Origin of the sequence: Halomonas elongata (assembly GCF_029081005.1) — a bacterium.
GTDB classification, from domain to species: Bacteria; Pseudomonadota; Gammaproteobacteria; order Pseudomonadales; family Halomonadaceae; genus Halomonas; species Halomonas elongata_B.
On the sequence record NZ_JAJQTQ010000011.1, the window covers coordinates 65,084 to 90,376 of the forward strand.

Here is a 25,293-nt window from a genome sequence, read left to right on the forward strand (position 1 = left end):
CTCCTGATTGCATCTGGCCATATTATACCGGTTGCTTCCCCGGTGCGTCCGCCCCCGCCTTGCCATGGACGGCCAGGCCGTGTCGCGATTGCTGTCGATGCCACTCCTCCGCCTCGGCATGCAGGTACCGTGCCGTGGTATCGAGGCGAGAGTGACGTGCCGTCTCGGCAAGATAGCGAAGCTCGACACCGGCCTGTGCCTGGTGCGTCAGCGCCGTGTGACGCAGCCAGTGCGGCGTGGCACGACGCAATTGTGCCACTTCGCGCCCGGCGTCGACACCGAGCTGGCGCTCCAGAGTACTGGCCGCTTGTTCGAAGGTCGCCCGAATCAACCGATACAGGTGATTGTCCCCCACGCCACGTTGGCCATCGAGTCCCCGCAGCAATGGTGTCGGCTCGTCGGGTGATGGTTCCGGCGAAAGTCCCAGGGAGGTCCGCCACTCGGCGAGCAGGCGCATCATGTCCGGTGGCACGGGAATGCGCGCGGTCTTGCCGCCCTTCCCTGTTACCCGCCACCACCAACGGCCCTCGAGACGAGTGAAGTCGTCCATGCGGGCGCCGCTCATCTCGCCGATGCGGGGCGCCAACAGATAGGCGAAGCCAAAGACCAGGCGCCGACGCATCCAGAGGAAGCGCTCACGACGGGAAGCCTGCAACGAGGGCGGCTGATCTAGCCATTGCCAGAGCCACTCCCATAGTGGCCGTTCCAGGTAGCGCTCGATCGCCGTCTGGCGATTGTCCAGCCGCCGTCGCTTGTCGCGCATCAGCCGGAACGGATTGTGGTCGAGCCACCCCGCTTCGACCAGCCAGGCGCACAGGCCCTGCAGGATGACCAGGCTCTGACGGCGGCTGGAGGGCGACAAGGGGCCACGGAACGGCCGCCAGCGCGGATCCTGACGAGCCCGGGTCGGACCGACCCAGCGCTCCTTCGGCATGGGATCGCCGAGAAAGGCTTCGAAGGCATCGAGATGATCTCGGCGCAACTCGGCAAGCGACATGTCTCGTTCGTTCAACCACAGCAAGAGCCGCTCGGCTTCGCGCCGGTAGGCCCGCTGGGTATTCGGGCTGGCGCGATACTCCCCGAGCCACAATGCCACCGCCTGGGCATCGCTGGTTGCCGCAATGCGTCCTGCCCCGCTTGTCGGGATGCCACCCGGGAGCAAGGCGCCGGCACCATAAAGCGCCGCTCCTATCTCCGAAGCCACGGCATAGGCCGGCTGCGGTACGCCTGCCCATCCCGCTGGCTCTCCTGCGGGCCATTCGTCCGCCACATGCCCTCCTGCCGTCTGTCTGCGAACCAAGGCCTGCAGTGTCACGCTGTAAGTCAAAATAATCAAGATAAGCCGCGTAATCTTGATTATATGCCGGGTAAAATAAATAAAATTACATTATCCATAATACGTAATAAGCTTTATCTTCGATCGTGAAAACGCTATCCTGCGCCTATTCATCGGATGGCCACGCGCCCCGATAACCCGACAAGGAGGCTTCCCATGGCACGCACCGGTGTGCGATACGAGGATGTACAGCGCGCCATCGATACCCTGATGGCCAAGGGGGAAGCCCCCAGCGTGCACAAGATTCGCGAGACGCTCGGCACAGGCAGTTTCACCACCATCAGCGAACATCTGCGCGAATGGCGCCGTCTGCGCGAAGAGAACCGTGACGTCCCGCCCCCTCAGGGCATGCCCGCGGAGCTGCAGGAACTGGCCGAGGCACTCTGGACACAGGCTCAGGAAGCGGCCAACCAGGCACTCGCCCACTACCGCCAGGAGGCCGACTCCCGCGTCGGTGATGCTCGACAGCAGGCCGCCGAGGCCGATCGCCGCGCCGAAGATGCCGAACAACGCGAGACGGCCCTTTCGGCGCACCTGACACAGATCGACCAGCGACTCGAACAGCGCACCAGCGAACTGGCCCAGCTACGCGCCGAGCACGAGGCCCTCCTGGCACAGGAAACGCGATCGCGCGAGCGCTGCGATGAGCTGACGCGACGTCTGGAAGCGGCAGAAGAAGACGCGAAACGCCGTGAAGAGGCGCACCGGCAGGCACTCGAGGAACAGGCAGAGACCCACCGGGAACGCCTCACCCAGGAGGAAGAGCGCAATGAAAGCGCCGAGGCGCGCTTGATGGGGCTGCTCGATCAGGAACGACAGGAACGTCAGGCCGCCGAAAAGGCACATGCCGGCCGGGAACAGCGCCTGACCCGACGACTGGAAACCACCCAGGAACAGCAGAACGCGCTGCAGACGGATCTTGCCACCGCTCGTCAGGCACTACACGAGGCCGAACAGGCCCGGGACAGCGCCGAACAACGGGCGGCCGCCCTGCGCGACCAGCACGAACAGCTCAATGCGCGTTTCGAGGAGCAGGAACGGCGCATGGCAGAACAGACGGAACAGTGGCGCGAACGTGAGCGCCACTTCGAGGAACGGCTATGGGCCTCGCTCGAGGCACTGCGTGAAGAATGGCGGACCGAGACGGCCGCTTCGCCGACGAAGGGGGACGACGCACCAGACGAAAGAGGCCCCGCATGAGCGGGGCCCGAGAAAGGGTTGCGCTTATTGCTTGAATGCAGAGTAGACAGACGGTGTTGTCGACACCGCCTTGATCGAGACGGCGTCCTTAGCGGTAGTAGGCGTTGGTGGTATCCGTATGATCGGTCACGTCGCGAATGCCCGAAAGCTCCGGGATGCGCTCCATCAGCGTCTTCTCGACACCATCCTTGAGAGTGATGTCAACGGCCGCGCAACCCTGGCAGCCACCGCCGAATGACAGGACGGCGACCTGTTCCTCGGTCAACTGCACCAGGCGGACTTCCCCGCCATGAGCTGCCAGGCCGGGATTGATCTCGCTATACAGCACATAGTTGACCTGGTCCTCGATGGGGCTGTCGGCATTGACCTTGGGCATCTTGGCGTTGGGGGCCTTGATGGTGAGCTGCCCGCCCATGCGGTCGGCATTGAAATCGACCACGGCTTCCTCGAGGAAAGGCACGCTGTTCTTGTCCAGGTAGACGGCGATCTTCTCGAGCTCGAGACGCTCGTCGCTGGGTTCCTCCTCGCCGGGCCGGCAGTAGGCCAGGCAGGTCTCGGCGTAGGGGGTCCCCGGTTGGGTGATGAAGATACGCACGGCAATCCCCTCGACGTTCTGCTTGGCCAGCAGTTCGCCGAGGTAGTCCTGGGCACTATCGGTGATCTGGATGCTGTCGCTCATGATGCTCTCACTGGTCTGGCCCCGACCGGGATGAGGCTAACGGACGCGGGCCGGGAATCGGTATTTTCCCTCATGGTAAGCGAGCGATGGCGCCGAGACAATCCCGAGTGATTTGCTGGGTCTTTGATGCCCTGCCGCCGGGCCGCACCATTTGCTACCATAGGGCGCCTATCCGGCGCGCCACGCCGAACAAGGAAAATACTGCACCCAATTGCGCGTGCAAATCGCTGCATCGTGCGGCGCTCTGCTCAGCGTTTTCCCAGGACCGATGCTTTCACGCTGGAGATCACCCCGACCCATGGCCGACGTTCCCGTATCCTCGCTCGTGACGCTTACCGACAGTCTCGCCGAACGCATCCTGATGCTGGATGGCGGCATGGGTACCATGCTGCAGAATGCCGGCCTCTCCGAAGAGGAGTTTCGGGGCGAGCGTTTCGCGGACTGGCCGACGGATCTCAAGGGCAACAACGACCTGCTGGCGCTGACCTGTCCCGATCTGGTGACACGCATCCATCGCGACTACCTCGAGGCCGGTGCGGACATCGTCGAGACCAATACCTTCAACAGCACCCGGCTGTCCCAGTCCGACTATGGCATGGAAGACCTGGTGCCGGAACTGAATCGCGAATCCGCGCGCCTGGCCCGGGGCATCTGTGATGCCGTGGCACAGGAAACCGGCGTGCCGCGCTATGTGGCGGGCGTGCTGGGCCCGACCTCGCGCACCGCCTCACTATCCCCGGACGTCAACGACCCGGCGATGCGCAACGTCACCTTCGACGAATTGCGCGACAACTACCGCGAGGCTGCCGAGGCACTGGTGGAGGGCGGCAGCGACCTGATCCTGATCGAGACGATCTTCGACACCCTCAACGCCAAGGCGGCGATCTACGCCCTCGAGGAGCTCTTCGAGGCGCGGGGCGAACGACTGCCGGTGATGATCTCCGGGACCATCACCGATGCCTCCGGTCGCACCCTCTCGGGCCAGACCACCGAGGCTTTCTGGAATTCGGTACGCCATGCCCGGCCGTTGTCGGTGGGCCTCAACTGCGCCCTGGGGGCCGAGGAATTGCGCCCGTACGTCGAGGAGCTCGCCAACAAGGCCGACACCTTCGTCTCCGCGCACCCCAACGCCGGCCTGCCCAACGAGTTCGGCGAGTATGACCAGACACCCGAGGAAATGGCAGCCATCGTCGCCGAATTCGCCGAGAGCGGGCTGGTCAACATCATCGGCGGCTGTTGCGGCTCGACGCCCGAGCACATCGCCGCCATCCACCGGGCGATTCGCGACACGGCGCCGCGCCGTATCCCCGAGCGCGCCCTGGCCTGCCGGTTGTCCGGCCTCGAGCCGTTCAACATCGAGCACGACTCGCTGTTCGTCAACGTCGGGGAACGTACCAACGTCACCGGATCGGCACGCTTCAAGCGCCTGATCAAGGAAGAGGACTACACCACCGCCCTGGAGGTGGCCCTGGAGCAGGTCGAGAACGGCGCCCAGGTCATCGACATCAACATGGACGAAGGCATGCTGGAGTCCGAGGATGCGATGGTGCGCTTTCTCAACCTGATCGCCGGCGAGCCGGACATCGCCCGGGTACCGATCATGGTCGACTCCTCCAAGTGGGAGATCATCGAAGCTGGCCTGAAATGCATCCAGGGCAAGGCGGTGGTCAACTCCATCTCCTTGAAAGAAGGCGAAGATGCCTTCCGCGAGCAGGCGACCAAGTGCCGCCGCTACGGTGCTTCGATCGTGGTCATGGCCTTCGACGAACAGGGCCAGGCCGATACCTTCGCGCGCAAGGCCGAGATCTGCCAGCGTGCCTACCGCCTGCTGGTCGACGAGATCCATTTCCCGGCCGAAGACATCATCTTCGACCCGAACATCTTCGCCATCGCCACCGGCATCGAGGAACACAACAACTATGCCGTGGACTTCATCGAGGCGACCCGCTGGATTCGCGAGCATCTGCCCCATGCCATGGTGTCCGGCGGCGTTTCCAACGTCTCCTTCTCCTTCCGCGGCAACAATGCGGTACGCGAAGCGATCCACTCGGTCTTCCTCTACCACGCCATTCGTGCCGGCATGACCATGGGGATCGTCAACGCCGGCCAGCTGGCGGTCTACGATGATCTTCCCGAGGAGTTGCGCGAGGGCGTCGAGGATGTCGTGCTCAATCGCCGCGACGACGCGACCGAACGCCTGCTCGACCTGGCCGACAAGTACAAGGACGACAGCAGCGGCGCCTCTCGCCAGGAGGACCTGGAGTGGCGCGGCTGGGAGGTCGAGAAGCGCATCGAACATGCCCTAGTCAAGGGCATTACCGCCTATATCGAGGATGACACCGAACTGGCCCGGCAGCGCGCCGAACGCCCCATCGAGGTGATCGAGGGGCCCTTGATGGATGGCATGAACGTGGTCGGCGACCTGTTCGGCGACGGCAAGATGTTCCTGCCCCAGGTGGTCAAGTCGGCCCGCGTGATGAAACAGGCCGTGGCCTATCTGATCCCCTATATCGAGGCCGAGAAAGGCGAGGATACCCAGGCCAAGGGCAAGATCGTCATGGCCACGGTCAAGGGCGATGTCCACGATATCGGCAAGAACATCGTCGGCGTGGTCCTGCAGTGCAACAACTACGAGGTCATCGACCTCGGCGTGATGGTGCCGGCGGAAAGGATCCTCCAGACGGCCCGCGAGGAAAAGGCCGACATCATCGGCCTATCCGGGCTGATCACCCCGTCGCTGGATGAGATGGTCCACGTCGCCAAGGAGATGCAGCGACAGAATTTCGATCTCCCGCTGCTGATCGGCGGGGCGACCACCTCCAAGGCCCATACGGCGGTCAAGATCGAGCCCGGTTACGAGCATCCGGTCATTTATGTCACCGACGCTTCTCGGGCCGTTGGCGTGGCCGGCAAGCTGCTTTCGCCGGGGCTCAAGGAAGCCTATGTCACCGAAATCCGTGAGGAATACGAAAAGGTTCGCGAGCGTAACGCCAAGCGTCGCCCCAAAGCCGCCGAGATCAGCTACACCGAGGCCCGCCGGCACAAGCCGGCCATCGACTGGCAGGACTATACCCCGCCACGCCCGGCGCTTGCTGGTCTTGAGGTCTTCGAGGACCATGATCTGGCACCCTTGGTCGAGCGTATCGACTGGACGCCCTTCTTCATGAGCTGGCAGCTGGCCGGCAAATATCCGCGCATCCTCGACGATGAAAAAGTCGGGGAAGCCGCTCGCAACCTGTTCGACGATGCCCAGGCCATGCTCGGGCGGCTGATCGAGGAACGGCTGATCCAGGCTCGGGGCGTGATCGGCATGTGGCCGGCCAATACCGTCGACGACGACATCATCGAGGTCTACGCCGACGAGTCGCGCACCGAGGTCGTCGAACGACTCCACCATATTCGCCAGCAGACCACCAAGAATCGAGAAGGCGTGTGCTATAGCCTGGCCGATTTCGTCGCACCCAGGGAAAGCGGCAAGCCCGACTGGATCGGTGGTTTCGCGGTGACCGCCGGGCACGGTGTCGAGGAACTGGCCGAGCGCTACAAGGCTGCCGGCGACGACTACAACGCCATCATGGTCCAGGCACTGGCCGATCGCCTCGCCGAGGCCTTCGCCGAACACATGCACGAGCGTGTGCGTCGGCAGTACTGGGGTTATGCGCCCGACGAGGCACTGGACAACGAAGCGCTGATCGCCGAGAAGTACCGCGGCATCCGCCCTGCGCCCGGCTACCCGGCCTGCCCCGATCACACCGAGAAGGCCACGCTGTTCCGCCTGCTCGAGGCCGAGACGCATACCGGCCTCTCGCTGACCGAGAGCTTTGCCATGTGGCCTGCGGCAGCGGTGTCCGGCTGGTACTTTGCGCACCCGCAGTCGAAGTATTTTTCTACCGGCAAGATCACCCGCGATCAGGTCGAGACGCTGGCCGAACGCAAGGCGATGTCACTGCCCGAACTGGAACGCTGGCTCATGCCGGTGCTCTCCTACGACCCCGACTGACATGTCCGAACGCGTCACCTCTCCTGTGCGTTCGGCAGCCGCGATTGCCTCGCGGCTGCCCGACGGCGACAGGCGTCGCATCATCCTGCGCCTCGCCTTGCCGATCATCGGCGGCATGCTCAGCCAGAGCCTGCTGAATCTGATCGACGCCGCCATGGTCGGCGCCCTGGGCGAGATTCCGCTGGCCGGTGTCGGCATCGGCGGTTATGCCATCTTTCTGATCACCGCCGTGGTGTTCGGGCTGTCTTCCGGCGTGCAGGCCCAGACCGCCCGACGCCATGGCGAGCAGGCATGGGGATGCCGCGCTCAGGCCTTGAACGCGGGACTCGCCATCGCCCTGGTCGTCGCCGTGCCCTTGACCCTGCTCTGTCTGTGGCAGGCACCACGACTGATGAGCTGGATCAACCAGGATCCGGCGGTAAATACCGAAGCGGTGGCCTACTTCCGCTGGCGCGTGGTGTCGCTGGTCCCGGTGGCCATGATCTTCTGTTTTCGCGGATACTGGAACGGCATTCAGCGCACCGGGCTCTATCTACGCATCATGCTGGCGATGCACCTGGTCAATGGCCTGGCCAGCGTCGGCTTGATCTTCGGCCTCGCGGGGCTACCTGCCATGGGCGCCGCCGGCGCCGGTGCCGGTACCACGCTCTCGCTATACGCGGGACTGGCGATCTGGGCCTTCTACAGCTTGCGCCACGCCATGGCCAGCGGCTTTCTCGCTGCGCGTCCTCGTCTCGAGACCCTGCTGACGACCCTGCGGCTGGCCATTCCCCATTCCTTCCAGCAGATCTGGTTCGCCGCCGGCTACGCCATGCTGTTCTGGATTCTCGGCCATATCGATACGGCCAGCGTGGCAGTGGGTCATGTGCTGGTGAACCTCTCGCTGCTGCTGATACTGCCCGGTGTCGGGCTAGGCATGGCGGCAATGAGCCTGGTGGGGCAGTCGCTGGGGCGCCAGGACCATCGCGATGCCCATCGCTGGGGGTGGGACGTGGTGTCCATTGCCCTGCCATGCCTGTTGCTTCTGGCCCTGCCGCTGCTGGCCTTCCCCGACGCGGTATTGGGCCTCTTCCTGCACGATGCCGACCTCATTGCCCTGGGACGACGCCCCTTGCAACTCACGGCCCTGATGATCGTGCTGGACGCCGCCGCCCTGGTATTCGCCCAGGCCTTGCTTGGCGCCGGTGCCAATCGGACCGTGATGACCACGACCCTGACGCTGCAATGGCTGGTCTTCTTGCCGCTGGCCTGGTGGGTCGGTGTTCATCAGGAACTTGGACTGCTCGGCATCTGGTGGGTACAACTCGGCTATCGATGCCTGAATTCCGCCTGGTTCGCGACCATCTGGCAACGCGGCCGCTGGACAGCGCTGAGCGTATGATGGGATGCGTGGAAATGCGTCCAGGGACAGGGCGAGATGCCGCTCCTCATTCCATTTCGAATATAAACTATGCACATTTATTCTTTTCTCGTATAAAGATCACCCGGTAAGCTAGTCGCAACCGTGCCACTTCCCTATCGTAGGAAGGCGTAGAATGTATCGCTACGACAATCATGACCAGACCCTGGTGGACGAGCGCGTCGCCCAGTTCCGCGACCAGATGCGCCGTTATCTGGAGGGCAAGATCAGTGATGAGGAATTCCTGCCTCTGCGTGTGCAGAACGGCCTCTATATCCAGCGCTACGCCCCCATGCTGCGTATCGCCATCCCCTACGGCATGCTGGCCTCCTACCAGTTGCGCAAGCTCGGCGAGATCGCCGCGCGCTACGATCGAGGCTACGGTCACTTCACCACGCGCACCAATCTGCAGCTGAACTGGCCGAAGCTCGAGGACGTGCCGGACATCCTGGCCGATCTCGCCAGCGTGCAGATGCATGCCATCCAGACCAGCGGCAACGACATCCGCAACACCACTACCGATCAGTTCTCCGGCATCGCCGCCGACGAAGACGTCGATCCGCGGCCCTGGTGCGAGCTGATCCGGCAGTGGTCGACCTTCCACCCGGAATTCGCCTATCTGCCGCGCAAGTTCAAGATCGCCGTGACCGGTGCCGAGGAGGATCGTGCGGCTATCCAGGTTCACGATGTCGGCCTGCGTTTCTGGCGCGACGACGCCGGCGACGTTCGCGTCAAGGTGCTCGCCGGTGGCGGCCTGGGCCGCACGCCGATGATCGGTGGCGTGATGTGCGAAGACCTGCCGTGGCGCCATCTGCTCACCTATCTGGAGGCCCTGGTGCGGGTCTATAACCAGTTCGGTCGTCGCGACAACAAGTTCAAGGCGCGCATCAAGATCCTGGTCAAGGCACTGGGCATCGACGAGTTCCGACGCCGAGTCGAGGAAGAGTGGGCTCATCTCAAGGATGGCGCCCAGACCCTGACCGAGGAGGCGGTGTCCGCCGTGGCCGAGCACTTTGTCGACCCGCCCCGCCGCGAGGTCGCCGACGACGCCATCGAGGCTTACGAGCGCCTGCGAGGGGAAAATCGCGCCTTCGCCCGCTTCGTGACCAACAACGTCACCGATCACAAGGTTGCCGGCTACAAGGCCGTGACCCTGTCGCTCAAGCGTCACGACCACTCCCCCGGTGACGTGACCTCCGAAGACATGGCCGCAGTGGCTGACCTCGCCGATGAATTCGGCTATGGCGAGCTGCGCGTCACCCACGAGCAGAACCTGGTGCTGACCGATGTGCCGGTGGATCGCATGGAGGAGCTCTGGCAGCGTCTCGACGCGCTCGGCATGGCCAATCCGACCGTGGGCACCCTGGCCGACCTGATCTGCTGCCCCGGCGGCGACTACTGCTCGCTGGCCAACGCCAAGTCGATTCCGGTCGCCCAGTCGATCCAGGAACGCTTCGAGAACCTGGATTTCCTCTATGACCTGGGGCCCCTGGAGCTCAACATCTCTGGCTGCATGAATGCCTGCGGCCATCACCATGTGGGCCATATCGGCATTCTTGGCGTCGACAAGAAAGGCGAGGAGTACTACCAGATCTCGCTCGGCGGCAGTCAGGGCAACGAATCGTCCCTGGGCAAGATTCTCGGCCCGTCCTTCTACCGCGAGGACGTGACCGACGTGATCGACAAGCTGCTGAAGGTCTATGTCGGAGAGCGTACGCCCGACGAGACCTTCCTCGACACCTATCGTCGCATCGGCCTGAAACCCTTCAAGGAGCATGTCTATGCCTGAACAGCATCGAACCCTGATCGCCGATCGCCGCGTCCAGCATGACGGCTGGGTGCTCCTCGAGGAAGGTGCGGAGCGCCCCGCGGACACCCGTGTCATCGTCTCCGTGACGGAGTGGCTGGACGCCCCGAGCGAGAACGTCGCCCCGCTGTTGAGCAGCGACACCGAGCTCACCCTCGAGCTCGCCAGGCACTTGCTCGACGCGCCGCTGATCGCCATCGACTTTCCCAAGTTCACCGATGGACGGGGCTACAGCATCGCGCGCCTGCTGCGGGAGCGTTACGGGTACGGCGGCCAGATTCGTGCCGTGGGAGACGTGTTGATCGATCAGTTGTTCTACATGTCGCGCTGCGGTTTCGATGCGTTCCTGCTGCGCGAGGACCAGATCGTCGAGGACGCTCTGAACGCCCTGGACACCTTCAGTCGCAGCTACCAGCCCGGGACCGACACTGGCGAACCGCTGTTCCGGCGCCGAATGCGTGAAGCCCGTCGCGAGCAAGCCGTCGCCTGACACGGTCGGTTCGGAAACGCCGCAAGAGCGCCGAACGAAAACGGCAAGCCCCTGCAGACAGGAAGCCGGCCTCTGGCCGGCTTCCTTGTGTCATGGCCCGTGGTTCCTCAACCACGACGCTTCTGCTGCCGTTCGCGATTGTCGGCCCGGGCACGCTCGCTCTTGCGCAGCATGACCCAGGTCGCGCCGATTCCCCCATCACGCTGCCCCGCCGAGGCGAATGCCTGCATGTCTTCCACAGCGGCGAGCCACTTGGCGAGATAGGAACGCAGCACATTGGATGGGCTGTCGATCTCACGGCCCCGACCATGCACGATCAACACCGAGCGCAGGTCGTGTTCACGAGCCTCGCGGAGAAAACCGGGCAAGGCACGACGACATTCTTCCAGCGGCCGACGCAATAGATGCAGGCTGGCCTGGGCGGGATAGCCGCCGTGACGCAGGCGCTCCACTACCCCCCACTGAATGCCGTCACGGCGAAACTCGAGAGGATCGAAGGGAGGCACCAGGTCGACGAAGTCGTCCGACAGCCCCAGGCGTGCCTCGCCTTCGGCGACGGCGCTTTCTCGCCTCGCCAACTGGGCGTCGCTGGGGTCGCGACGAGGCCGACCGGGATCGGCACGATCATGGCCACCACGCACGGGTCGCACCTCACCCACCAGTGCCCGGAAATCCATCTCGTCATGCTGGGGCTGAGTCATGGGGCACCTCCGTCTCGAATGGTGAGTCCTCCATCCTAGCGCCCCGTGTCAGGCGAGCAAAGCGTCGTGATGGGTCTCGAGTCGACCGCATCTTGTGGCAGGATATGGCTTTTGCGTCGACGAGACCGATCCTGATGTCCTTTCGCCGTCTCGCCCTGTCGAGTCTGTGCCTCACGCCTTTCGCCCTTGCCGGCTGGTTCTGGTTGACCTGGCTCAGTCCCTGGACCTATGAGCGCCCGGACGCACTGCCTGACGTGGCAAGCGGTCAACACCAGCTCTTCGTTTACGGCACCCTGCGTCATGCTCCGATTCGCTGGCTCGTCTACGGTCGAGCCGGAGACCCGGAAACGGTGACATTACCCGGCTACCGACGCGAGGGGCTCGATCTGGAACCCGCCGAGGGGAATAGCGTCCCCGGACTGCTGTTGACGGTGGATGCCGAGGAACTCGAACGGCTCGATCGCTATGAGCGGCTCGGTATTCGGTATTATCGGCAAGAGGTCACGCTTTCCAGCGGTCAACAAGCCTGGGTGTATCGACGGCTGGATTCGGTAAGATGAATGTCGAGTTTTTATCAAGGAAGATAACGGTATAAAACCAAGATCCTTTTCTCAAGAAGGCCTCGATACGCCACCCTCTATAGGACAGGCCATCATTTCACCAATGATGCGAACACGAACAAGGAGCGTGTCATGGAAGCTGAACTGACACTGCTGGAGATGCTCACCCGCTTGTCGGCTGCCTCGGGACTGGCGCTGGTGCTCGGCATCGAACGTGAATTCCGTGGCAAGCCAGCGGGCCTGCGTTCTCACATGCTGGTCGCCCTGGGCGCTGCCGCCTTCCTTCTGGTCGGACTGGAAATCCTGTACGCCACGGCTGGAGAAGACTCCTCGGCACGCATCGACCCGACCCGTATCGTCGAAGGCGTGATCGGCGGCATCGGCTTTCTCGGTGCCGGCAGCATCATTCGCAGCGGCACCAGTGTTCAAGGCATCACCACCGGTGCCTCGATCTGGCTGGCCGGCGCCATCGGCATTGCCGCCGGTGTCGGGGACCTGGCCCTGGCTGCCATGGTCACGGTGCTGGCGCTGATCATCATGACGGTGCTCGGCGCCATCGAGCGCGCCCTGCCCTGGCACAAGCGGGATGACTGAGGGGTATGTTGTGAGGCTCAACGGCGACGGCCTACAATGGCTCGGCGCTATTCGACTCGACCATGAGGCCCTGCCATGTTGACCCTGCTGCACAACCCGCGCTGCTCGAAATCCCGTCAGGCTCTGGCACTGCTCGAGGAACACGGTGCCGACGTTCGGGTTCGCCGATACCTGGACGATCCTCTCGACGAGAAGGAGCTTCGGGCCTTGATGTCACGACTGGATGCCGATGGCACTGCCCTGGTGCGGACCAATGAAGCCGAATGGAAGGCTCTGCACGCCGACCTCGAGGATCCCGATCAGGTCGTGCATGCCATCCTCGCCCACCCGAAGATCCTGCAACGCCCGATCGCCGACGATGGCCAGCGCGCCGTGATCGGACGTCCTCCGGAGGACGTGCTCGGCCTGCTCGACTGACCCGCACCCCCTTTTCCTTTCGCTCCAGGAAGCCGCATGCCATCCCAACCCTACATCCTGATTCTCTACTATTCGCGCCAGGGCGCTACCCGCGCCATGGCCGAGCGCCTGGCAGCCGGCGTCGAATCGATGCGCGGCATCGAGGCCCGCCTGCGCACCGTGCCCCCTGTATCCCCTACCTGCGAAGCGGTGGACCCGGAAATTCCCGCCGAAGGGGCTATCTACGCCGATCTCGATGACCTGCGTCATTGCGCCGGCCTGGCACTCGGCAGCCCGACCCGCTTCGGCAACATGGCCGCGCCCTTGAAGCATTTCATCGACACGACCAGCGAACTCTGGCTGGGAGGCGCCCTGGTCGATCGGCCGGCCACGGCCTTCACTTCCACTTCCAGCCTGCATGGCGGCCAGGAGACCACACTGATCTCCATGCTGTTGCCCCTGCTGCACCACGGCATGGTCTATGCGGGCCTGCCCTACAGCGAGGTGGAGTTGATGGAGACCCAGGCCGGCGGCACGCCCTACGGTGCCAGCCACCTGGCCGGCAAGCGCAGCGATCGTCCCCTGGATGATCATGAGCGCCGCCTGGCCTTCGCCCAGGGCAAGCGCCTGGCACGCCTGGCGCTTGCCCTGGGCCACCATGGCGAGGAGGAAACATGAAGCGCTGGCTGGACAATCTCGAAGAACGCGAGGGACTGACCGCTCTGGTGACCCGCTGCCGGCGTCTGGTGATCGGCAGTTATGCGATACTGATCCTGATGATGATCTACCGAGGCGTGGCCGTGGAAAGCGATGCCAGCCGCATCGGCCCCATGGTGGCCTTCGTGCTGCCACTGGTGCTCTTCCTGCCCTCCATCCTGGCCAGGCGTGCCAGGGGACACGCCTGGCTCGCTTTCGTCAGCCTGCTCTACTTCGCCCAGGGCGTGATGGTCGCCGGCCTGCCCGGGCAGATGGCGCGAGGCAGCCTGGAGGCGCTGGTCTCGCTGGCACTGTTCGCCGGCTGCACGGGATATGCCCGCTTTCGCAGCCGCCAGGTCAAGGCAGAGGCGTGACCCGACCGCTCATCCTCGAAGGCTCTCGACTTTGGTCCAGCACTGGTGGGCCCTCCCTTGATGGCATCACGCTCATCCAGGCTAGAGGGTCCTCATCGATCCATGACATCGACCAATCATGTCTTGAGCTTGGCACGCCGAGCGGCGACCATGACCGCATATTCTAGGAGAACGCCATGACACGAGATATTGCCGATATACGGCGCGATTATGAGGGTGGCCGGCTCGAAGAGGACCAGATGCCTGAACGGCCCATGTCCCTGTTCGACGAATGGTTGGCACTGGCCCTGGAGGCCGAGGGCGACGATGGCAACGTCATGACGCTGGCTACCGTCGACAGCCAGGGCATGCCTCATGCCCGTGTGGTGCTGCTCAAGGACATCAGCGAACAAGGACTGGTCTTCTATACCAACTACCAGAGCCACAAGGGCAGCGAGCTGGCCAATGTCCCGCATGCCGCTCTGGTCTTCTGGTGGCCCTCCCTGGGCCGTCAGGTGCGCGTCGAAGGTGCCGTGGAGCAGGTCAGCGACGAGGAGTCCGACGCCTACTTCGCCAGTCGACCCCGAGCCAGCCAGCTGGGTGCCTGGGTGGCTACCCAGAGTGTGGTAATTCCCGGTCGAAACTGGCTCGAGGAACGTGAGCAGCGCTTTCAGCGAGCCTATGAGGGCCAGGAGATCGAGCGGCCCGGCCACTGGGGTGGCTATCGTGTGGTGCCCGAGATGATCGAATTCTGGCAGGGCCAGCCCAGTCGCCTGCACGACCGCATCCGCTACGAGCGACGCGCCGATACCTGGAGCCATTTCCGGCTGGCTCCCTGAGAGGGACCTTCCCGTCAATCCTTCAGCGTTTCGAGACGATGGCGCTGCCATTCGCTGTGCGGTTCGTTGAGACGCAGTACGGCATCCACGACCTGCTCCTCCATGTTATAGCGCTGGCGAAAACCGAGCTGCTTCATCAGCGCACGCATGGGATGGTTGTCGGCCATGATCTGGCCGACCATCTCCAGGGTACCGACGCCCTTGCTGTAACGGATCATGCGTTCCATCAGCAACTTGCCGATGCCCAGCCCCTGCAGGTCGTCACGGATGATGATCGAGAACTCGGTGCGAATATTGTCGGGATCGTTCCAGACCCGCACCACGCCGAGCATTTCCTTGGTGCCATCCTCGAGCGGATGTTCGGCGATGAAGGCCATCTGGCGGTCATAGTTGATATGCGACAGCATCGACAGATCCCGCTGTGACAGATCGGCCTTGTTGTGGAAATAGCGGAACCGAATGCTTTCCTCGGAGAGCTGGGTGTGAAAGCGCGTGATCAGCGGGGCGTCCTCGGCGCGTATCGGTCGTACCTCGACATCCCAACCGTTGCCCAGCTTCACCCACTCGCGCAGTTCTTCCGGATACGGCATGATCGCGAAGCGCGCCGGCTCGCCTAGGTCCATGGCGAAATCCACGGCCACTACCCCATCGCGATTGAGCAGGACCGGATTGAGTTCCAGCCCCTTCAACGTCGGCAGATCGCTGGCCATCTGAGAGAGCTTGACCAGCAATTCACAGATACGCTCGATGTCCCGTTCCGGGTCACTCGAGTGCGCGTGAATCAAGCGCGCCGCATGGGTGCGTCCGACGACGTCGGCCGCCAGTGACATGTTCAAGGGCGGGAGGGCTATCTGCCGGTCGGCGAGGATATTGACCTTGTAGCCACCGATGCCGAACAAGATCAACGGGCCGAACACCGGATCCCGCGTGATACCCGCGCACAGCTGCATGGAATGCTTGCCGCGCTGCATCGCCTGAAGACAATACTCGCGAACGGCCAGGTCGGGAAACTTCTCGCACACCTTGTCACCCAGGCGTGTGACGCCTTCGGCCACCTGTTCGGGGGTGTCCAGGTCCTGCAACAACCCCGCCGAAAGCTTGTGTGGATGGCGTCGATAACGAAAGGGGTGGCAGTTGCCATCGTGCACCACCTTGAGCGCCATGGGGCCATCGAAGCTTCTGGCCGCTTCGCTGGCCTGGTCGGGCGTCTGCAGGTACCGGCTCGGGGCGGAGGGAATGCCATAGGTCTCGAGCACCCGCGAGACTTCGGAGTGATCGAGGCTCTGGCGCCCCTCGGCACGAACGCTGTCGATCAACTCACGACAGCGGGCACGGATCGCCGGTGTCGTGGCAAACGGCAGGCTCGGCGGCGTTTCCTGAAGCAGCGCCTGTACCCGCTGATAGTCGACCATATGCATGAAGGCCTTGATGGCCTTCTCCGGCGAGATGTAGGTCGGGATGCCCGCCTGGTTGCACTCGTGCCGAGCCGACAGGGCCTCCTCCAGCCCCATCCAGCTGGTCAGGAGATTGCGCTTGAAACGCCTGCGCGCGTCGATGACGGCTCGCGCCGTCTCCGCCGACGGCGCCAATCGCGTCGGCGCATGCACCACCAGTACGGCATCGACGCCCGGATCGGCCGCGACCAGCTCCAGCGCTTCAACGAAATGTGCCGGTGTAGCCAAGCCTCCCAGATCGACCGGATTCTCGCCCGGCTTGCTGCGATCCCGCTGCTCCTGACGCAATCGTCGCTGCGTCGATGCCTCGAAGGTTGCCAGACGACCGCCGGCGCTGATCAACTTGTCGATGGCCAGCATCGCCGGCCCCAGGCCGTTGGAGACCACCGCCAGACGATCGCCACGCAGGGGCTTCATGCGTGACAGGGTTTCCAGGGCATCGAAGAGTTCATCGGAGTCATCGACGCGCACCACGCCGGCACGGGCGAAGGCGGCATCGAAGACTTGGTCGCGATTGGCGATGCCCGGTGTCGCCGGCAGGTTCGAGATATCCGATTCCGCGGTGCGGCCGCTCTTGATGGCCAGCACCAGACGGTGGCGAGAAGCATCGCGCATCGCGGTCATGAGATGCTGGGCGTCGAGGATGCGCTCCAGGTGCAACAGGATGGCCTGAGTCGGCGCGTATTGATTGATGTAGTCGATCAGGTCGGGCAGCATCACGTCGACGCTGTCCCCCAGCGTCAGCAGATGCGAAAAGCCGATGCCTCGCCCCGCTGCCCAGTCGATCATGGCGTTGCCCAGCATGCCGGACTGCCCCAGATAGGCAACGCGCCCGCGCTTGACCGGTTGACTGGCGTAGGAGGCATTGAGTCTGCGGCCCGGCACGATCAGCCCCATGCACTCGGGGCCCAGCACGCGAATGCCGGACGCCCGCGCCGCGCTCAGCATTCGCGAGCGCACCGACCCCTGCTCGCCTCGCGCATCATCGAGATGCGCACCGCCCGACAACACCAGCGCCGCCTTCACCCCGAAGCGCCCCAGCCGATCGATCAACTCCGGCGCCGTCTCCACCGGTGAACAGATCACGGCCAAATCCGGTACCTGAGGCAGGCGAGAGACGCGGCTCACGCAGGGGTCACCGAACACCGCCTCGTAGCCCTTGGGGTTGAGCGCCCAGATCTCGCCGGCGAACCCTCCTTCGCGCAGATTACGCATCACCAGCCCCCCCATGGAATGGGGCTTCTCGGACGCACCGGCCACCACGATGCTGCGCGGCTCGAAGAAATGGGGCAGGAAGCGAGTGCTCATCGAAGGCTCCGTCGACTGACCGGGACATCAGGTCGTGTACGAAAGGTCGGCGAATTTCCGTACACGACCAGAGGCGCTTGCTCCTGTGTACGACTTATTGCCAGTGTCATGCAAGGACTCCCCACCCCTATGGTAGGCGCAACCCAGCGGAGGGCATGCATGATAACGGCCTACATCACCCATCCCGATCACCCCCGGCACTACATGGGCCCCGAGCATCCCGAATCGCCCCAGCGGCTGGATGCCATCCGCGCCCGCCTGCTGCGTTCGGGCATCCTCCAGCAGACCATGCAGTCCGAGGCCGTCGAAGCCAGCGAAGCACAGTTGTTGCGCGTCCACCCCGAGGCCCACCTGCGTCATCTCGAACGTTGCGTGCCAGAGCATGGCATCGTGTCCATCGACGGCGATACCCTCATGACGCCCGACAGCCTGCGCATCGCCAGGCTGGCTGCCGGCGCGGCGATCAAGGGTGTCGACCGGGTCTACCGGCACCAGGCGGACAACGTCTTCTGCGCCATGCGTCCCCCCGGCCATCATGCCGAGGCCTCGGACGCCATGGGCTTCTGCTTCTACAACAATGTCGCGGTGGCCGCCGCCCACGCCCGGAGCCAGTATGGTGCGCGCCGCGTCGCGATTCTCGACTTCGACGTTCACCAGTGCAACGGCACCATCGATATTCTCCAGAATGATCCCGACGTGCTGATCTGCACCAGTTTCCAGTACCCCTTCTATCCCTGGCGCTATCTCGACTGCCATGCTCCCAATATCGTCAATGTACCATTGCCGGCCGGTACCGAAGGCCCCGCCTTCCGTCGCGCCATCGAGGCGAGCTGGCTACCGGCCTTGCACGACTTCCAGCCCGACCTGGTACTGGTCTCCGCGGGCTTCGATGCCCATCGCGAAGACCCCCTGGCCGAACTCTGTCTGGGCGACGAGGACTTCTACTGGGTGAGCCGCCTCGCCACCGACATCGCCGACCGTTATGCCGAACGTCGCCTGGTCTCGGTCCTCGAGGGCGGTTACTCGGATAATGCCCTGGGACGCAGCACCGAGGCCCATCTCAAGGCCCTGCTGGGCCTGCCCTTCGACTGACCCCGGCCCTTCGACCAGACACGGGTTTCCCAGTCTCGGGAAACGGCATCGACGATGGCCGACTGCACCGACATGTCGCCACCGGCCAGGTACGGGTCGCCAGGACTACCCGATGGCCCGGGCGGTTATGGTAGTCTGAGGGGAAACCCAGTTTCCGATAGTGAATTCCGATGACCGCCAGCAACGATCAGGACGCCGCCCTGCGCATCGCCTCCGGGCGCAAGCCGTTCGTCGAGCCCCTGCGACTCGGCGAACGGCTCAAGGAAATTCGCCTGGCCAACGAATGGACCCTGGGCGACGTCAGCGAGCGTACCGGACTGGCACGCTCCACCCTTTCCAAGATCGAGAATGACCAGATCTCGCCGACGTTCACCGCGGTACAGAAGCTCATCAGCGGTCTCGATATCGACCTGCCACAGCTGCTCACCCAACCGCGGACCAAGACTCGCACCATGGGGCGACGCGACCTGACACGCCGGGGAGAGGGGCAACAGCACCCGACCCCGACCTATGAGCACGAGCTGCTCAGTTGCGAGCTGGCCCAGAAGCGCATGATTCCCTTCAAGACCATCGTGCGCGCTCGGCGCTTCGAGGAATTCAGTGAATGGGTCCGTCACGACGGCGAGGAATTCCTGATGATCCTCGAAGGCGAGATCCAGCTGTTCTCCGAATTCTATGAGCCGCTTCACCTGGCCAGGGGCGACAGCATCTACTTCGACAGCGACATGGGCCATGCCCTGGTCTCGGTCGGCGAGGAGGATGCCGTGGTGCTGTCGGTGTGCACACCGCGGGATGGGCATTGACGGACGACCGTCCTTCTCCGACAAGATATCGAACCTCTCTCCAACGGAGCGACACCATGCAGGATTTCGACGACGCCACCCGTACCGAACTCGAGGCCGCCGCTTTTCGCCGGCTGCTTCGCCACCTGGACGAGAACAAGGATGTTCAGAACATCGACCTGATGATCCTTGCCGACTTCTGCCGCAACTGCCTGTCCAAATGGCTGGTGGCCGAGGCCGAGGCCCGTGGCGAGTCGCTGGACTACGAAGCCGCTCGCGAATATGTCTACGGCATGCCCTACCCCGAGTGGAAATCACGCTACCAGGCCAAGGCCACGCCGGAACAGTTGGCCGCCCTCGAGGCCCGTCAGTCCGCGAAACGCGAACGGAGCGATGGCGAATGAGCGAGGCGATGGTTGCCCTTTCCGTGGCGGTGCTCACCGTCTCCGACACCCGCACCGAAGAGACCGACCGTAGCGGCCAGACGCTGGTTGAGCGCCTCGAGGCTGCCGGTCATCGACTGCATGACAAGCGAATCATCGCCGACGACGTCTACCACATTCGCGCCCAGGTGGCGGCCTGGATCGCCGACGCCGAGGTACAGGTCATCCTGACCACCGGCGGCACCGGCTTCACCGGTCGAGACTCCACCCCGGAAGCCGTCTCGGTACTGCTCGACAAGCGAATCGAGGGATTCGGCGAACTCTTTCGCCACCTTTCCTGGCAGGAAATCGGCAGTTCCACCGTGCAGAGCCGCTGTCTCGGCGGGCTGGCCAACGCCACCGTCGTCTTCTGTCTGCCCGGTTCCACCGGCGCCTGTCGCACTGCCTGGGACGGTATCCTCGCCGAACAGCTCGATAGCCGCCATCAACCCTGCAACTTCGCCAACCTGGTGATTCCCGAGCGAGGCCAGCATGTCTGAGACGGCGTCCCTACAGACAGTGGAGGCAGCCCTCGACACCCTGCTCCAGGGCGTCCCGGTACTGTCGACGGAAACTCTGCCCTGCGACCAAGCGGCGCGACGGGTACTCTCGACCGATGTCACGGCCTGCATCGACGTGCCGCCCTTCGACAATAGCGCCATGGATGGTTATGCCCTGCGTCATGACGACGCCGGGCGAACCCTGCCGGTTTCCCAGCGTGTCGCCGCCGGCGCGAACGCCGAGCCACTGGCGCCGAACAGCTGCGCCCGCATCTTTACCGGAGGCGAGCTTCCCCAGGGTGCCGATTGTATCGTTCGGCAGGAAAGCGCCGAGGTCACCGCCGACGGTATCCGGGTTCCCGACGACATCCCCGTCCATGACAATGTGCGTCATCGAGGCAGCGACGTGCGCGCGGGCACGCCATTGCTGAGCGCCGGCATGCGTCTCGATGCCGCGGCGCTTGGCCACCTCGCCGGACAGGGCATCACCGAAGTCGAGGTGCGCCGCCGTCCGCGTGTCGCCCTGCTATCCACCGGTGACGAGATCGTCGAGCCCGGCCAGCCGCTGAGTGCCGGCCAGATCTACAACAGTAACCGTCCCATGCTGACGCGGCTGCTCGAGACCTTCGGCGCCGATGTCACGCGGCTGGCCACGGTACCGGACGACGCCGAGGGCACCCGTGCCCTGCTGGATGAAGTGGCACGGGAGGCCGACGTGGTCATCACCACCGGCGGTGTGAGTGTCGGCGAGGAAGACCACGTCAAGGCCGCCCTGGCGTCACTGGGCCATCTCGATCTGTGGCGGCTGGCCATGCGACCGGGCAAGCCCCTCGCCCTGGGCCGTCTCCCCGATGGTGACGGCGGCGAGACCCGCTTCGTCGGACTCCCGGGCAATCCGGTCTCCAGTTTCGTCGGTGCCTGGCTGTTTCTGCGCCCCCTCATGGGCGCCCTGCTCGACTGCCGCGAGCTGGCCCGTCTCCCCAGGCTCGCCGTCCGCGCCGACTTCACGGCCCGCACCGGTCCACGTCGGCATTACATGCGCGTGACGCTGGCATTCACCGCGCAAGGAATCGTTGCCCAGGCCTTTCCCGACCAGAACTCCGGTGTGCTGTCGTCCTGTGTCGGCGCCGATGCTCTGGCGATCATCGAACCCGACTCGCACGTCACCGCCGGCGATACCATCGACTGCCTGTGGTTGCGCGGCGGTTGAGACCTCAGGGTGCCACGTCCAGTGTCGCCTCGAGATCGTCCCAGAGTGACGCGAAATCCCGGGCCAACCGGGAATAATCGCGTTCCATCCAGGGCACCAGGCGAGCCAGATGATTGGGGCCGGCGATCCGTCGCCCTACGCCCGCCACCGCACGACAGGTGAAGGCGAAGTCGGCATATCCCCTCAGCCAGTCCTGGCGTACCAGGGCCGGCATCATCGCCTCGAGGCGATTGGGCGCAACACGACCGTCGAGTACTCGATAACAACGCGTCACCAGGGCATCGCGCTCGGGCACCAGCAGGTGACGGGCCAGGAAATGATCCCACAACAAGTCCAGGGCGATGCCCGCATAGCGGCGCTGGGGTAATGGCGCTCTTGCCCGGGCGTCACGCACCACCGGATGCGCATCGACGTAGGCATCCACGCGACGATGGTGACGGATCCCCCTGGCGATATCCGCCGCCCAGTCGTCGAGGTCCACGCCCTTGACGCCATCGGCGATGAGATTGCCGTACAGGAAGTCGTCTGTCCCGCCCCTCGCCAGCCAGCCATGCGCCAGAAAATTCATGTCACAGACAATGACTGGGTTTGGGCAGTCCCGCCAGTCGAGCCGCCACCTTGGCAGGGCTGCCGGGGAACAGGCGCATCAAATGGATGGAGCGTCCCTTGTCCGGCCCCAAGGCACGTCCCACTGCCTTGACCAGAGGACGCATGGCAGGCGCCATCTCGTAGCGCTCATGGAAATCACGCAGCACCTCGATCACCTCCCAGTGCGCCTCGCCCAGAGCGATGCCCTCTTCATCGGCCAGCGCCCTGGCGACGTCGGGGGTCCACTGCCCCAAATCGACAAGATAGCCTTCGGGGTCCAGGGCTATCTCGACGTCATTATCGAGAGATAGATAACGGTATATTTCTGTCGTGGCCATCAGTACCAGCTCAAGGTTTGTTCAGCCTGCTCGGTCAGGGTCACGAAACCATCGACGTCCACCACCGTCACCCGATCGTCGTGACGGCTCATGAGCCCCCGGGCCTCGAGATCCTCGCGCAGGACATAGAGTCGTCCCTCGATACCCGAGAACCCGTCGACCAGGGACGGCAGCGCTCCCTGTACACCATCTTCGATCAGCAAAAGCCGGTCATCGGTCGTCATGGCCGAGAGCGCCTGCTGGACGACGCGCCCAGCATCCGGCGCACAGTTCACGATATGCAGTTTCATAGATTCCTCGTTGGCGGCACGAGTCTCACCGGGGATTGTACGCAAGCAAAGGCGGGACGAAATGAGCATCCTTAGCGGGCTCGCGACACCGCATGGCCGAGCACAGGCAGTTTTCAGACAATGCCTAGAATGTCAGCACCAGAGCATGGCGCTCCACCAGCTCGGCGATGGCCGTGTCATCCAGATGACGAGCCGCCAGCAGGAAATCCCGCTGTTCGAGGCCATATCGCGCCATGGCCTGTTCCTCGACATACAATGCCTCGATATCATACATCTCGAGCATCTCGAGCGTCGGCCCCGTGCCCTTCTGTCCAAGCGCACCCTGCCCTTGCCCCTCGAGCAGGCCCAGGACCCCCTCTCCCATGAACAGCAGTGCAACCTCTCGTCCAAAGGCAGCGCCCACCAGGGCGGCATCGAGGCCTTCTCGCAACCAGCTCGTCCCATGAGAACCATGGCGCAGGATCACCAGCAGATCGCCAGCAGGCGTTTCGCCATCACGCATCATCATTCCTCTGCACAATGCCTGGGTCTTGACGTCGACGAGCACAGGCAGTTTTCGGACACAACCTAGGGGCCGAAGGTCACCAGGCGGTCACACTGCAATCCGAGATCGATGAGCTGACCGAGCCCCGTCAATTCGAAGGGAGCCTCCACACTGTATCCCGACTTGCCATGCCGACTCGCCTCTCGCTCGTCCATCAGCCCACGCCGTAGAGCCGCCGCGATGCAGACCTGCAGCGTGACCCCGTGTTCGGCATTCAACGCGGCCCAGCCATCCACCAGATGAGGTTCATCCTGGGGGGGAGCGGCGAGTCGGGCGGCGTTGTACACCCCATCATGGTAGAAGAACACGGTTTCCAGTCGATGCCCCCGTGCAAGCAGGGCACGAGCAAAGCGCAGTGCCGAATGACTGGCCTGATCGCTGTAGGGGGCGCCCATCAACAGGATCGCATAGCGCATGATACTTCTCTCTGAACGCGCTGACCCCGCCGTAGCGGGGCCAGCATGAAGACGGACGTCCGAGTCGAATCAGTCCTGACTCATGATTCCCAGGATGGAAAGCAGGCTGATGAACAGGTTGTAGATGGAAACGTACAGGGTAATGGTCGCGAGAATATAGTTGGTCTCGCCGGCGCGATGCACGATCTCACTGGTTTGGTAGAGGATGGCCGCGGAGGAGAAGAGCACGAAGCCGGCGGACACCATCAGCGAGAGGCCGGGAATCTGCAGGAAGAAGCTGGCCAGCATCGCCAGCACCAGCACGATAGCCCCGGCGAGCAGAAAATTGCTCAGAAAACTGAAGTCCTTGCGGGTGACCAGTGCCACGGCCGAAAGGCCGAGGAAGGTGAGGCCGGTCATGCCCAGTGCGGTCATGATCAACTGAGCCCCGTTGGGCAGGGTCAGGTAAGCGCTGAGGATAGGCCCGAGCGTAAAGCCCATGAAGCCGGTGAAGGCAAAGGTGGCCAACAGGCCGAAGGCCGAGTTCGCCGTCTTGTGGACCAGAAACATCAGCCCATAGGCACCGATGAAGAACACCAGAATGTTCATCTGCTGGACGCCCAGCGCCACAGCAGCGCCCGCCGTCACGGCCGAGAACAGCAGCGTCAGCGACAACAGCCCATAGGTGTTGCGCAGCGTCTTGTTGGCGCTGACGCCTCGTGACTGCTGATGTGTCACGTGAGTGTCTTGGTAAGCCATTTATCCAGAGCTCCCTGTTTATGATGATCCAGGCAATCGACACAGAATGCCCCTTGAAGGTTCCCGACGCAAGCGCTCCATCCAACCGCCCCGCCGCTCCTCTCCAGGGCCGACGTCTCGCCGCCCGGCAATCGACGGAAGAGACGCTTCCTTTTCAGTATACGTCATGCGCCGTCCTTGCATAGGTAACATCTTGATCGGCCAGGGGTCTTGACTCACCAGAAAATCTTGGTAGGATACACCGCCGTAAGCCGGAGGGATGGCAGAGCGGTTGAATGCACCGGTCTTGAAAACCGGCGAAGGTTTGCGCCTTCCCAGGGTTCGAATCCCTGTCCCTCCGCCACCTTCTTCAAGGGAATCAGCTAGTTGGCTGGTTCCCTTTTTCATTTCCGCCCCTCCAAAACCCCGTTTTCTATAACGCCTATAACAGCACCCGTTATAGAGAATCTCCCAGCCCGGTGCATAAACGACTGTTTTTTCAACAAAAGTCGAAAGCACAGGGCCATCACCAAGACTCGGCCCTCGCATCTACTGAGACGGAACGCTGCCCTGCCACCTAGC

General features: G+C 63.6%; 26 protein-coding genes and 1 tRNA gene. 17 read left to right on the plus strand and 10 right to left on the minus strand.

What is annotated here, in order from left to right:
• Positions 1-22: 22 nt before the first annotated feature.
• On the minus strand, positions 23-1,162 hold the full coding sequence (locus tag LU493_RS10030; protein ID WP_275287727.1) for a tyrosine-type recombinase/integrase: 1,140 nt from the start codon (positions 1,160-1,162) through the stop codon (positions 23-25).
• 330 nt (positions 1,163-1,492) lie between these two features.
• Here LU493_RS10030 and LU493_RS10035 point away from each other — a divergent pair, with 330 nt between their 5' ends.
• Positions 1,493-2,536: a DNA-binding protein gene (locus tag LU493_RS10035; RefSeq protein WP_275287655.1), complete on the plus strand. Its 1,044-nt coding sequence runs from the start codon at positions 1,493-1,495 to the stop codon at positions 2,534-2,536.
• 88 nt (positions 2,537-2,624) lie between these two features.
• Here LU493_RS10035 and nfuA read toward each other — a convergent pair whose 3' ends face one another.
• Positions 2,625-3,215, minus strand: a complete 591-nt coding sequence (nfuA, locus tag LU493_RS10040; RefSeq protein WP_275287656.1) for a Fe-S biogenesis protein NfuA — start codon at positions 3,213-3,215, stop codon at positions 2,625-2,627.
• A gap of 298 nt (positions 3,216-3,513) precedes the next feature.
• Here nfuA and metH point away from each other — a divergent pair, with 298 nt between their 5' ends.
• The 4 genes from metH to LU493_RS10060 all read left to right on the plus strand — a co-directional run bounded on the left by metH (position 3,514) and on the right by LU493_RS10060 (position 10,911).
• Positions 3,514-7,215, plus strand: a complete 3,702-nt coding sequence (gene metH, locus LU493_RS10045) for a methionine synthase (protein ID WP_275287657.1) — start codon at positions 3,514-3,516, stop codon at positions 7,213-7,215.
• Between the two features lies 1 nt (position 7,216).
• Positions 7,217-8,596: an MATE family efflux transporter gene (locus tag LU493_RS10050; protein ID WP_275287658.1), complete on the plus strand. Its 1,380-nt coding sequence runs from the start codon at positions 7,217-7,219 to the stop codon at positions 8,594-8,596.
• Between the two features lie 154 nt (positions 8,597-8,750).
• Positions 8,751-10,403 carry a nitrite/sulfite reductase gene (locus LU493_RS10055; RefSeq protein ID WP_275287659.1) on the plus strand — a complete coding sequence of 551 codons (1,653 nt, stop codon included), beginning with the start codon at positions 8,751-8,753 and terminating at the stop codon, positions 10,401-10,403.
• A complete protein-coding gene (locus LU493_RS10060; protein WP_275287660.1) occupies positions 10,396-10,911 on the plus strand; it encodes a DUF934 domain-containing protein in 516 nt (171 codons plus the stop codon). Before LU493_RS10055 ends, LU493_RS10060 begins: the two co-directional genes overlap by 8 nt.
• 107 nt (positions 10,912-11,018) lie before the next feature.
• On the opposite strand, the gene smrA is transcribed toward LU493_RS10060, so the two are convergent.
• A complete protein-coding gene (smrA, locus tag LU493_RS10065) occupies positions 11,019-11,612 on the minus strand; it encodes a DNA endonuclease SmrA (protein WP_275287661.1) in 594 nt (197 codons plus the stop codon).
• A gap of 134 nt (positions 11,613-11,746) precedes the next feature.
• On the opposite strand from smrA, the gene LU493_RS10070 reads away from it, so the two are divergent.
• From LU493_RS10070 to pdxH, 6 genes are all read left to right on the plus strand, one after another.
• The gene (locus LU493_RS10070; RefSeq protein WP_275287662.1) at positions 11,747-12,172 is read left to right on the plus strand and encodes a gamma-glutamylcyclotransferase family protein; all 426 of its coding nucleotides are present in this window, start codon (positions 11,747-11,749) and stop codon (positions 12,170-12,172) included.
• Between the two features lie 132 nt (positions 12,173-12,304).
• Complete coding sequence (locus LU493_RS10075; protein ID WP_275287663.1) at positions 12,305-12,766, plus strand: MgtC/SapB family protein; 462 nt, start codon at positions 12,305-12,307, stop codon at positions 12,764-12,766.
• Between the two features lie 75 nt (positions 12,767-12,841).
• The gene (locus tag LU493_RS10080; protein WP_275287664.1) at positions 12,842-13,183 is read left to right on the plus strand and encodes an ArsC/Spx/MgsR family protein; all 342 of its coding nucleotides are present in this window, start codon (positions 12,842-12,844) and stop codon (positions 13,181-13,183) included.
• Between the two features lie 36 nt (positions 13,184-13,219).
• Entirely contained in the window at positions 13,220-13,840 is a 621-nt protein-coding gene (gene wrbA / locus LU493_RS10085) for an NAD(P)H:quinone oxidoreductase (protein ID WP_275287665.1), read from the plus strand.
• Entirely contained in the window at positions 13,837-14,232 is a 396-nt protein-coding gene (locus LU493_RS10090) for a DUF2069 domain-containing protein (RefSeq protein WP_275287666.1), read from the plus strand. Before wrbA ends, LU493_RS10090 begins: the two co-directional genes overlap by 4 nt.
• Positions 14,233-14,408: 176 nt before the next feature.
• Entirely contained in the window at positions 14,409-15,050 is a 642-nt protein-coding gene (pdxH, locus tag LU493_RS10095; RefSeq protein ID WP_275287667.1) for a pyridoxamine 5'-phosphate oxidase, read from the plus strand.
• Positions 15,051-15,064: 14 nt separating this feature from the next.
• Here pdxH and LU493_RS10100 read toward each other — a convergent pair whose 3' ends face one another.
• Complete coding sequence (locus LU493_RS10100; RefSeq protein WP_275287668.1) at positions 15,065-17,812, minus strand: bifunctional acetate--CoA ligase family protein/GNAT family N-acetyltransferase; 2,748 nt, start codon at positions 17,810-17,812, stop codon at positions 15,065-15,067.
• Between the two features lie 159 nt (positions 17,813-17,971).
• Here LU493_RS10100 and LU493_RS10105 point away from each other — a divergent pair, with 159 nt between their 5' ends.
• The 5 genes from LU493_RS10105 to LU493_RS10125 all read left to right on the plus strand — a co-directional run bounded on the left by LU493_RS10105 (position 17,972) and on the right by LU493_RS10125 (position 21,818).
• Positions 17,972-18,904, plus strand: a complete 933-nt coding sequence (locus LU493_RS10105) for a histone deacetylase family protein (RefSeq protein WP_275287669.1) — start codon at positions 17,972-17,974, stop codon at positions 18,902-18,904.
• A gap of 170 nt (positions 18,905-19,074) precedes the next feature.
• Positions 19,075-19,707 (plus strand): helix-turn-helix domain-containing protein, encoded by a 633-nt coding sequence (locus LU493_RS10110; RefSeq protein WP_275287670.1) that lies wholly within the window; start codon positions 19,075-19,077, stop codon positions 19,705-19,707.
• A gap of 56 nt (positions 19,708-19,763) precedes the next feature.
• Complete coding sequence (locus LU493_RS10115) at positions 19,764-20,090, plus strand: DUF1244 domain-containing protein (RefSeq protein WP_275287671.1); 327 nt, start codon at positions 19,764-19,766, stop codon at positions 20,088-20,090.
• The gene (gene moaB, locus LU493_RS10120) at positions 20,087-20,608 is read left to right on the plus strand and encodes a molybdenum cofactor biosynthesis protein B (RefSeq protein WP_275287672.1); all 522 of its coding nucleotides are present in this window, start codon (positions 20,087-20,089) and stop codon (positions 20,606-20,608) included. The genes LU493_RS10115 and moaB overlap by 4 nt, the downstream gene beginning before the upstream one ends.
• Positions 20,601-21,818 (plus strand): molybdopterin molybdotransferase MoeA, encoded by a 1,218-nt coding sequence (locus tag LU493_RS10125; RefSeq protein WP_275287673.1) that lies wholly within the window; start codon positions 20,601-20,603, stop codon positions 21,816-21,818. The genes moaB and LU493_RS10125 overlap by 8 nt, the downstream gene beginning before the upstream one ends.
• 4 nt (positions 21,819-21,822) lie before the next feature.
• On the opposite strand, the gene LU493_RS10130 is transcribed toward LU493_RS10125, so the two are convergent.
• The 6 genes from LU493_RS10130 to LU493_RS10155 all read right to left on the minus strand — a co-directional run bounded on the left by LU493_RS10130 (position 21,823) and on the right by LU493_RS10155 (position 24,732).
• On the minus strand, positions 21,823-22,386 hold the full coding sequence (locus LU493_RS10130; protein WP_275287674.1) for an ACP phosphodiesterase: 564 nt from the start codon (positions 22,384-22,386) through the stop codon (positions 21,823-21,825).
• 1 nt (position 22,387) lies between these two features.
• Positions 22,388-22,744 carry a TusE/DsrC/DsvC family sulfur relay protein gene (locus LU493_RS10135; protein WP_275287675.1) on the minus strand — a complete coding sequence of 119 codons (357 nt, stop codon included), beginning with the start codon at positions 22,742-22,744 and terminating at the stop codon, positions 22,388-22,390.
• Positions 22,744-23,034 (minus strand): sulfurtransferase complex subunit TusB, encoded by a 291-nt coding sequence (gene tusB / locus LU493_RS10140; protein ID WP_275287676.1) that lies wholly within the window; start codon positions 23,032-23,034, stop codon positions 22,744-22,746. The genes LU493_RS10135 and tusB overlap by 1 nt, the downstream gene beginning before the upstream one ends.
• Before the next feature lie 124 nt (positions 23,035-23,158).
• On the minus strand, positions 23,159-23,536 hold the full coding sequence (tusC, locus tag LU493_RS10145) for a sulfurtransferase complex subunit TusC (protein ID WP_275287677.1): 378 nt from the start codon (positions 23,534-23,536) through the stop codon (positions 23,159-23,161).
• A 65-nt stretch (positions 23,537-23,601) separates the two neighbouring features.
• Positions 23,602-23,994 (minus strand): sulfurtransferase complex subunit TusD, encoded by a 393-nt coding sequence (gene tusD, locus LU493_RS10150; RefSeq protein WP_275287678.1) that lies wholly within the window; start codon positions 23,992-23,994, stop codon positions 23,602-23,604.
• Positions 23,995-24,063: 69 nt separating this feature from the next.
• Positions 24,064-24,732 carry a Bax inhibitor-1/YccA family protein gene (locus LU493_RS10155; protein WP_275287679.1) on the minus strand — a complete coding sequence of 223 codons (669 nt, stop codon included), beginning with the start codon at positions 24,730-24,732 and terminating at the stop codon, positions 24,064-24,066.
• Between the two features lie 253 nt (positions 24,733-24,985).
• Here LU493_RS10155 and LU493_RS10160 point away from each other — a divergent pair.
• A tRNA-Ser gene (locus LU493_RS10160) sits at positions 24,986-25,075 on the plus strand.
• Positions 25,076-25,293: the final 218 nt, after the last annotated feature.

What these genes read in the sequence shown, in the direction of transcription:
- LU493_RS10090 (WP_275287666.1), top strand. Translation starts at nt 13,837, where the DNA reads ATGAAGCGCTGGCTGGACAATCTCGAAGAACGCGAGGGACTGACCGCT.
- LU493_RS10135 (WP_275287675.1), bottom strand. Translation starts at nt 22,744, where the DNA reads ATGGCCACGACAGAAATATACCGTTATCTATCTCTCGATAATGACGTC.
- LU493_RS10070 (WP_275287662.1), top strand. Translation starts at nt 11,747, where the DNA reads ATGTCCTTTCGCCGTCTCGCCCTGTCGAGTCTGTGCCTCACGCCTTTC.
- LU493_RS10110 (WP_275287670.1), top strand. Translation starts at nt 19,075, where the DNA reads ATGACCGCCAGCAACGATCAGGACGCCGCCCTGCGCATCGCCTCCGGG.
- LU493_RS10105 (WP_275287669.1), top strand. Translation starts at nt 17,972, where the DNA reads ATGATAACGGCCTACATCACCCATCCCGATCACCCCCGGCACTACATG.
- tusC (WP_275287677.1), bottom strand. Translation starts at nt 23,536, where the DNA reads ATGCGTGATGGCGAAACGCCTGCTGGCGATCTGCTGGTGATCCTGCGC.
- LU493_RS10055 (WP_275287659.1), top strand. Translation starts at nt 8,751, where the DNA reads ATGTATCGCTACGACAATCATGACCAGACCCTGGTGGACGAGCGCGTC.
- wrbA (WP_275287665.1), top strand. Translation starts at nt 13,220, where the DNA reads ATGCCATCCCAACCCTACATCCTGATTCTCTACTATTCGCGCCAGGGC.
- LU493_RS10130 (WP_275287674.1), bottom strand. Translation starts at nt 22,386, where the DNA reads ATGAATTTTCTGGCGCATGGCTGGCTGGCGAGGGGCGGGACAGACGAC.
- LU493_RS10075 (WP_275287663.1), top strand. Translation starts at nt 12,305, where the DNA reads ATGGAAGCTGAACTGACACTGCTGGAGATGCTCACCCGCTTGTCGGCT.
- smrA (WP_275287661.1), bottom strand. Translation starts at nt 11,612, where the DNA reads ATGACTCAGCCCCAGCATGACGAGATGGATTTCCGGGCACTGGTGGGT.
- tusB (WP_275287676.1), bottom strand. Translation starts at nt 23,034, where the DNA reads ATGAAACTGCATATCGTGAACTGTGCGCCGGATGCTGGGCGCGTCGTC.
- moaB (WP_275287672.1), top strand. Translation starts at nt 20,087, where the DNA reads ATGAGCGAGGCGATGGTTGCCCTTTCCGTGGCGGTGCTCACCGTCTCC.
- metH (WP_275287657.1), top strand. Translation starts at nt 3,514, where the DNA reads ATGGCCGACGTTCCCGTATCCTCGCTCGTGACGCTTACCGACAGTCTC.
- LU493_RS10155 (WP_275287679.1), bottom strand. Translation starts at nt 24,732, where the DNA reads ATGGCTTACCAAGACACTCACGTGACACATCAGCAGTCACGAGGCGTC.
- LU493_RS10125 (WP_275287673.1), top strand. Translation starts at nt 20,601, where the DNA reads ATGTCTGAGACGGCGTCCCTACAGACAGTGGAGGCAGCCCTCGACACC.
- nfuA (WP_275287656.1), bottom strand. Translation starts at nt 3,215, where the DNA reads ATGAGCGACAGCATCCAGATCACCGATAGTGCCCAGGACTACCTCGGC.
- tusD (WP_275287678.1), bottom strand. Translation starts at nt 23,994, where the DNA reads ATGCGCTATGCGATCCTGTTGATGGGCGCCCCCTACAGCGATCAGGCC.
- LU493_RS10100 (WP_275287668.1), bottom strand. Translation starts at nt 17,812, where the DNA reads ATGAGCACTCGCTTCCTGCCCCATTTCTTCGAGCCGCGCAGCATCGTG.
- LU493_RS10080 (WP_275287664.1), top strand. Translation starts at nt 12,842, where the DNA reads ATGTTGACCCTGCTGCACAACCCGCGCTGCTCGAAATCCCGTCAGGCT.
- pdxH (WP_275287667.1), top strand. Translation starts at nt 14,409, where the DNA reads ATGACACGAGATATTGCCGATATACGGCGCGATTATGAGGGTGGCCGG.
- LU493_RS10035 (WP_275287655.1), top strand. Translation starts at nt 1,493, where the DNA reads ATGGCACGCACCGGTGTGCGATACGAGGATGTACAGCGCGCCATCGAT.
- LU493_RS10115 (WP_275287671.1), top strand. Translation starts at nt 19,764, where the DNA reads ATGCAGGATTTCGACGACGCCACCCGTACCGAACTCGAGGCCGCCGCT.
- LU493_RS10060 (WP_275287660.1), top strand. Translation starts at nt 10,396, where the DNA reads ATGCCTGAACAGCATCGAACCCTGATCGCCGATCGCCGCGTCCAGCAT.
- LU493_RS10050 (WP_275287658.1), top strand. Translation starts at nt 7,217, where the DNA reads ATGTCCGAACGCGTCACCTCTCCTGTGCGTTCGGCAGCCGCGATTGCC.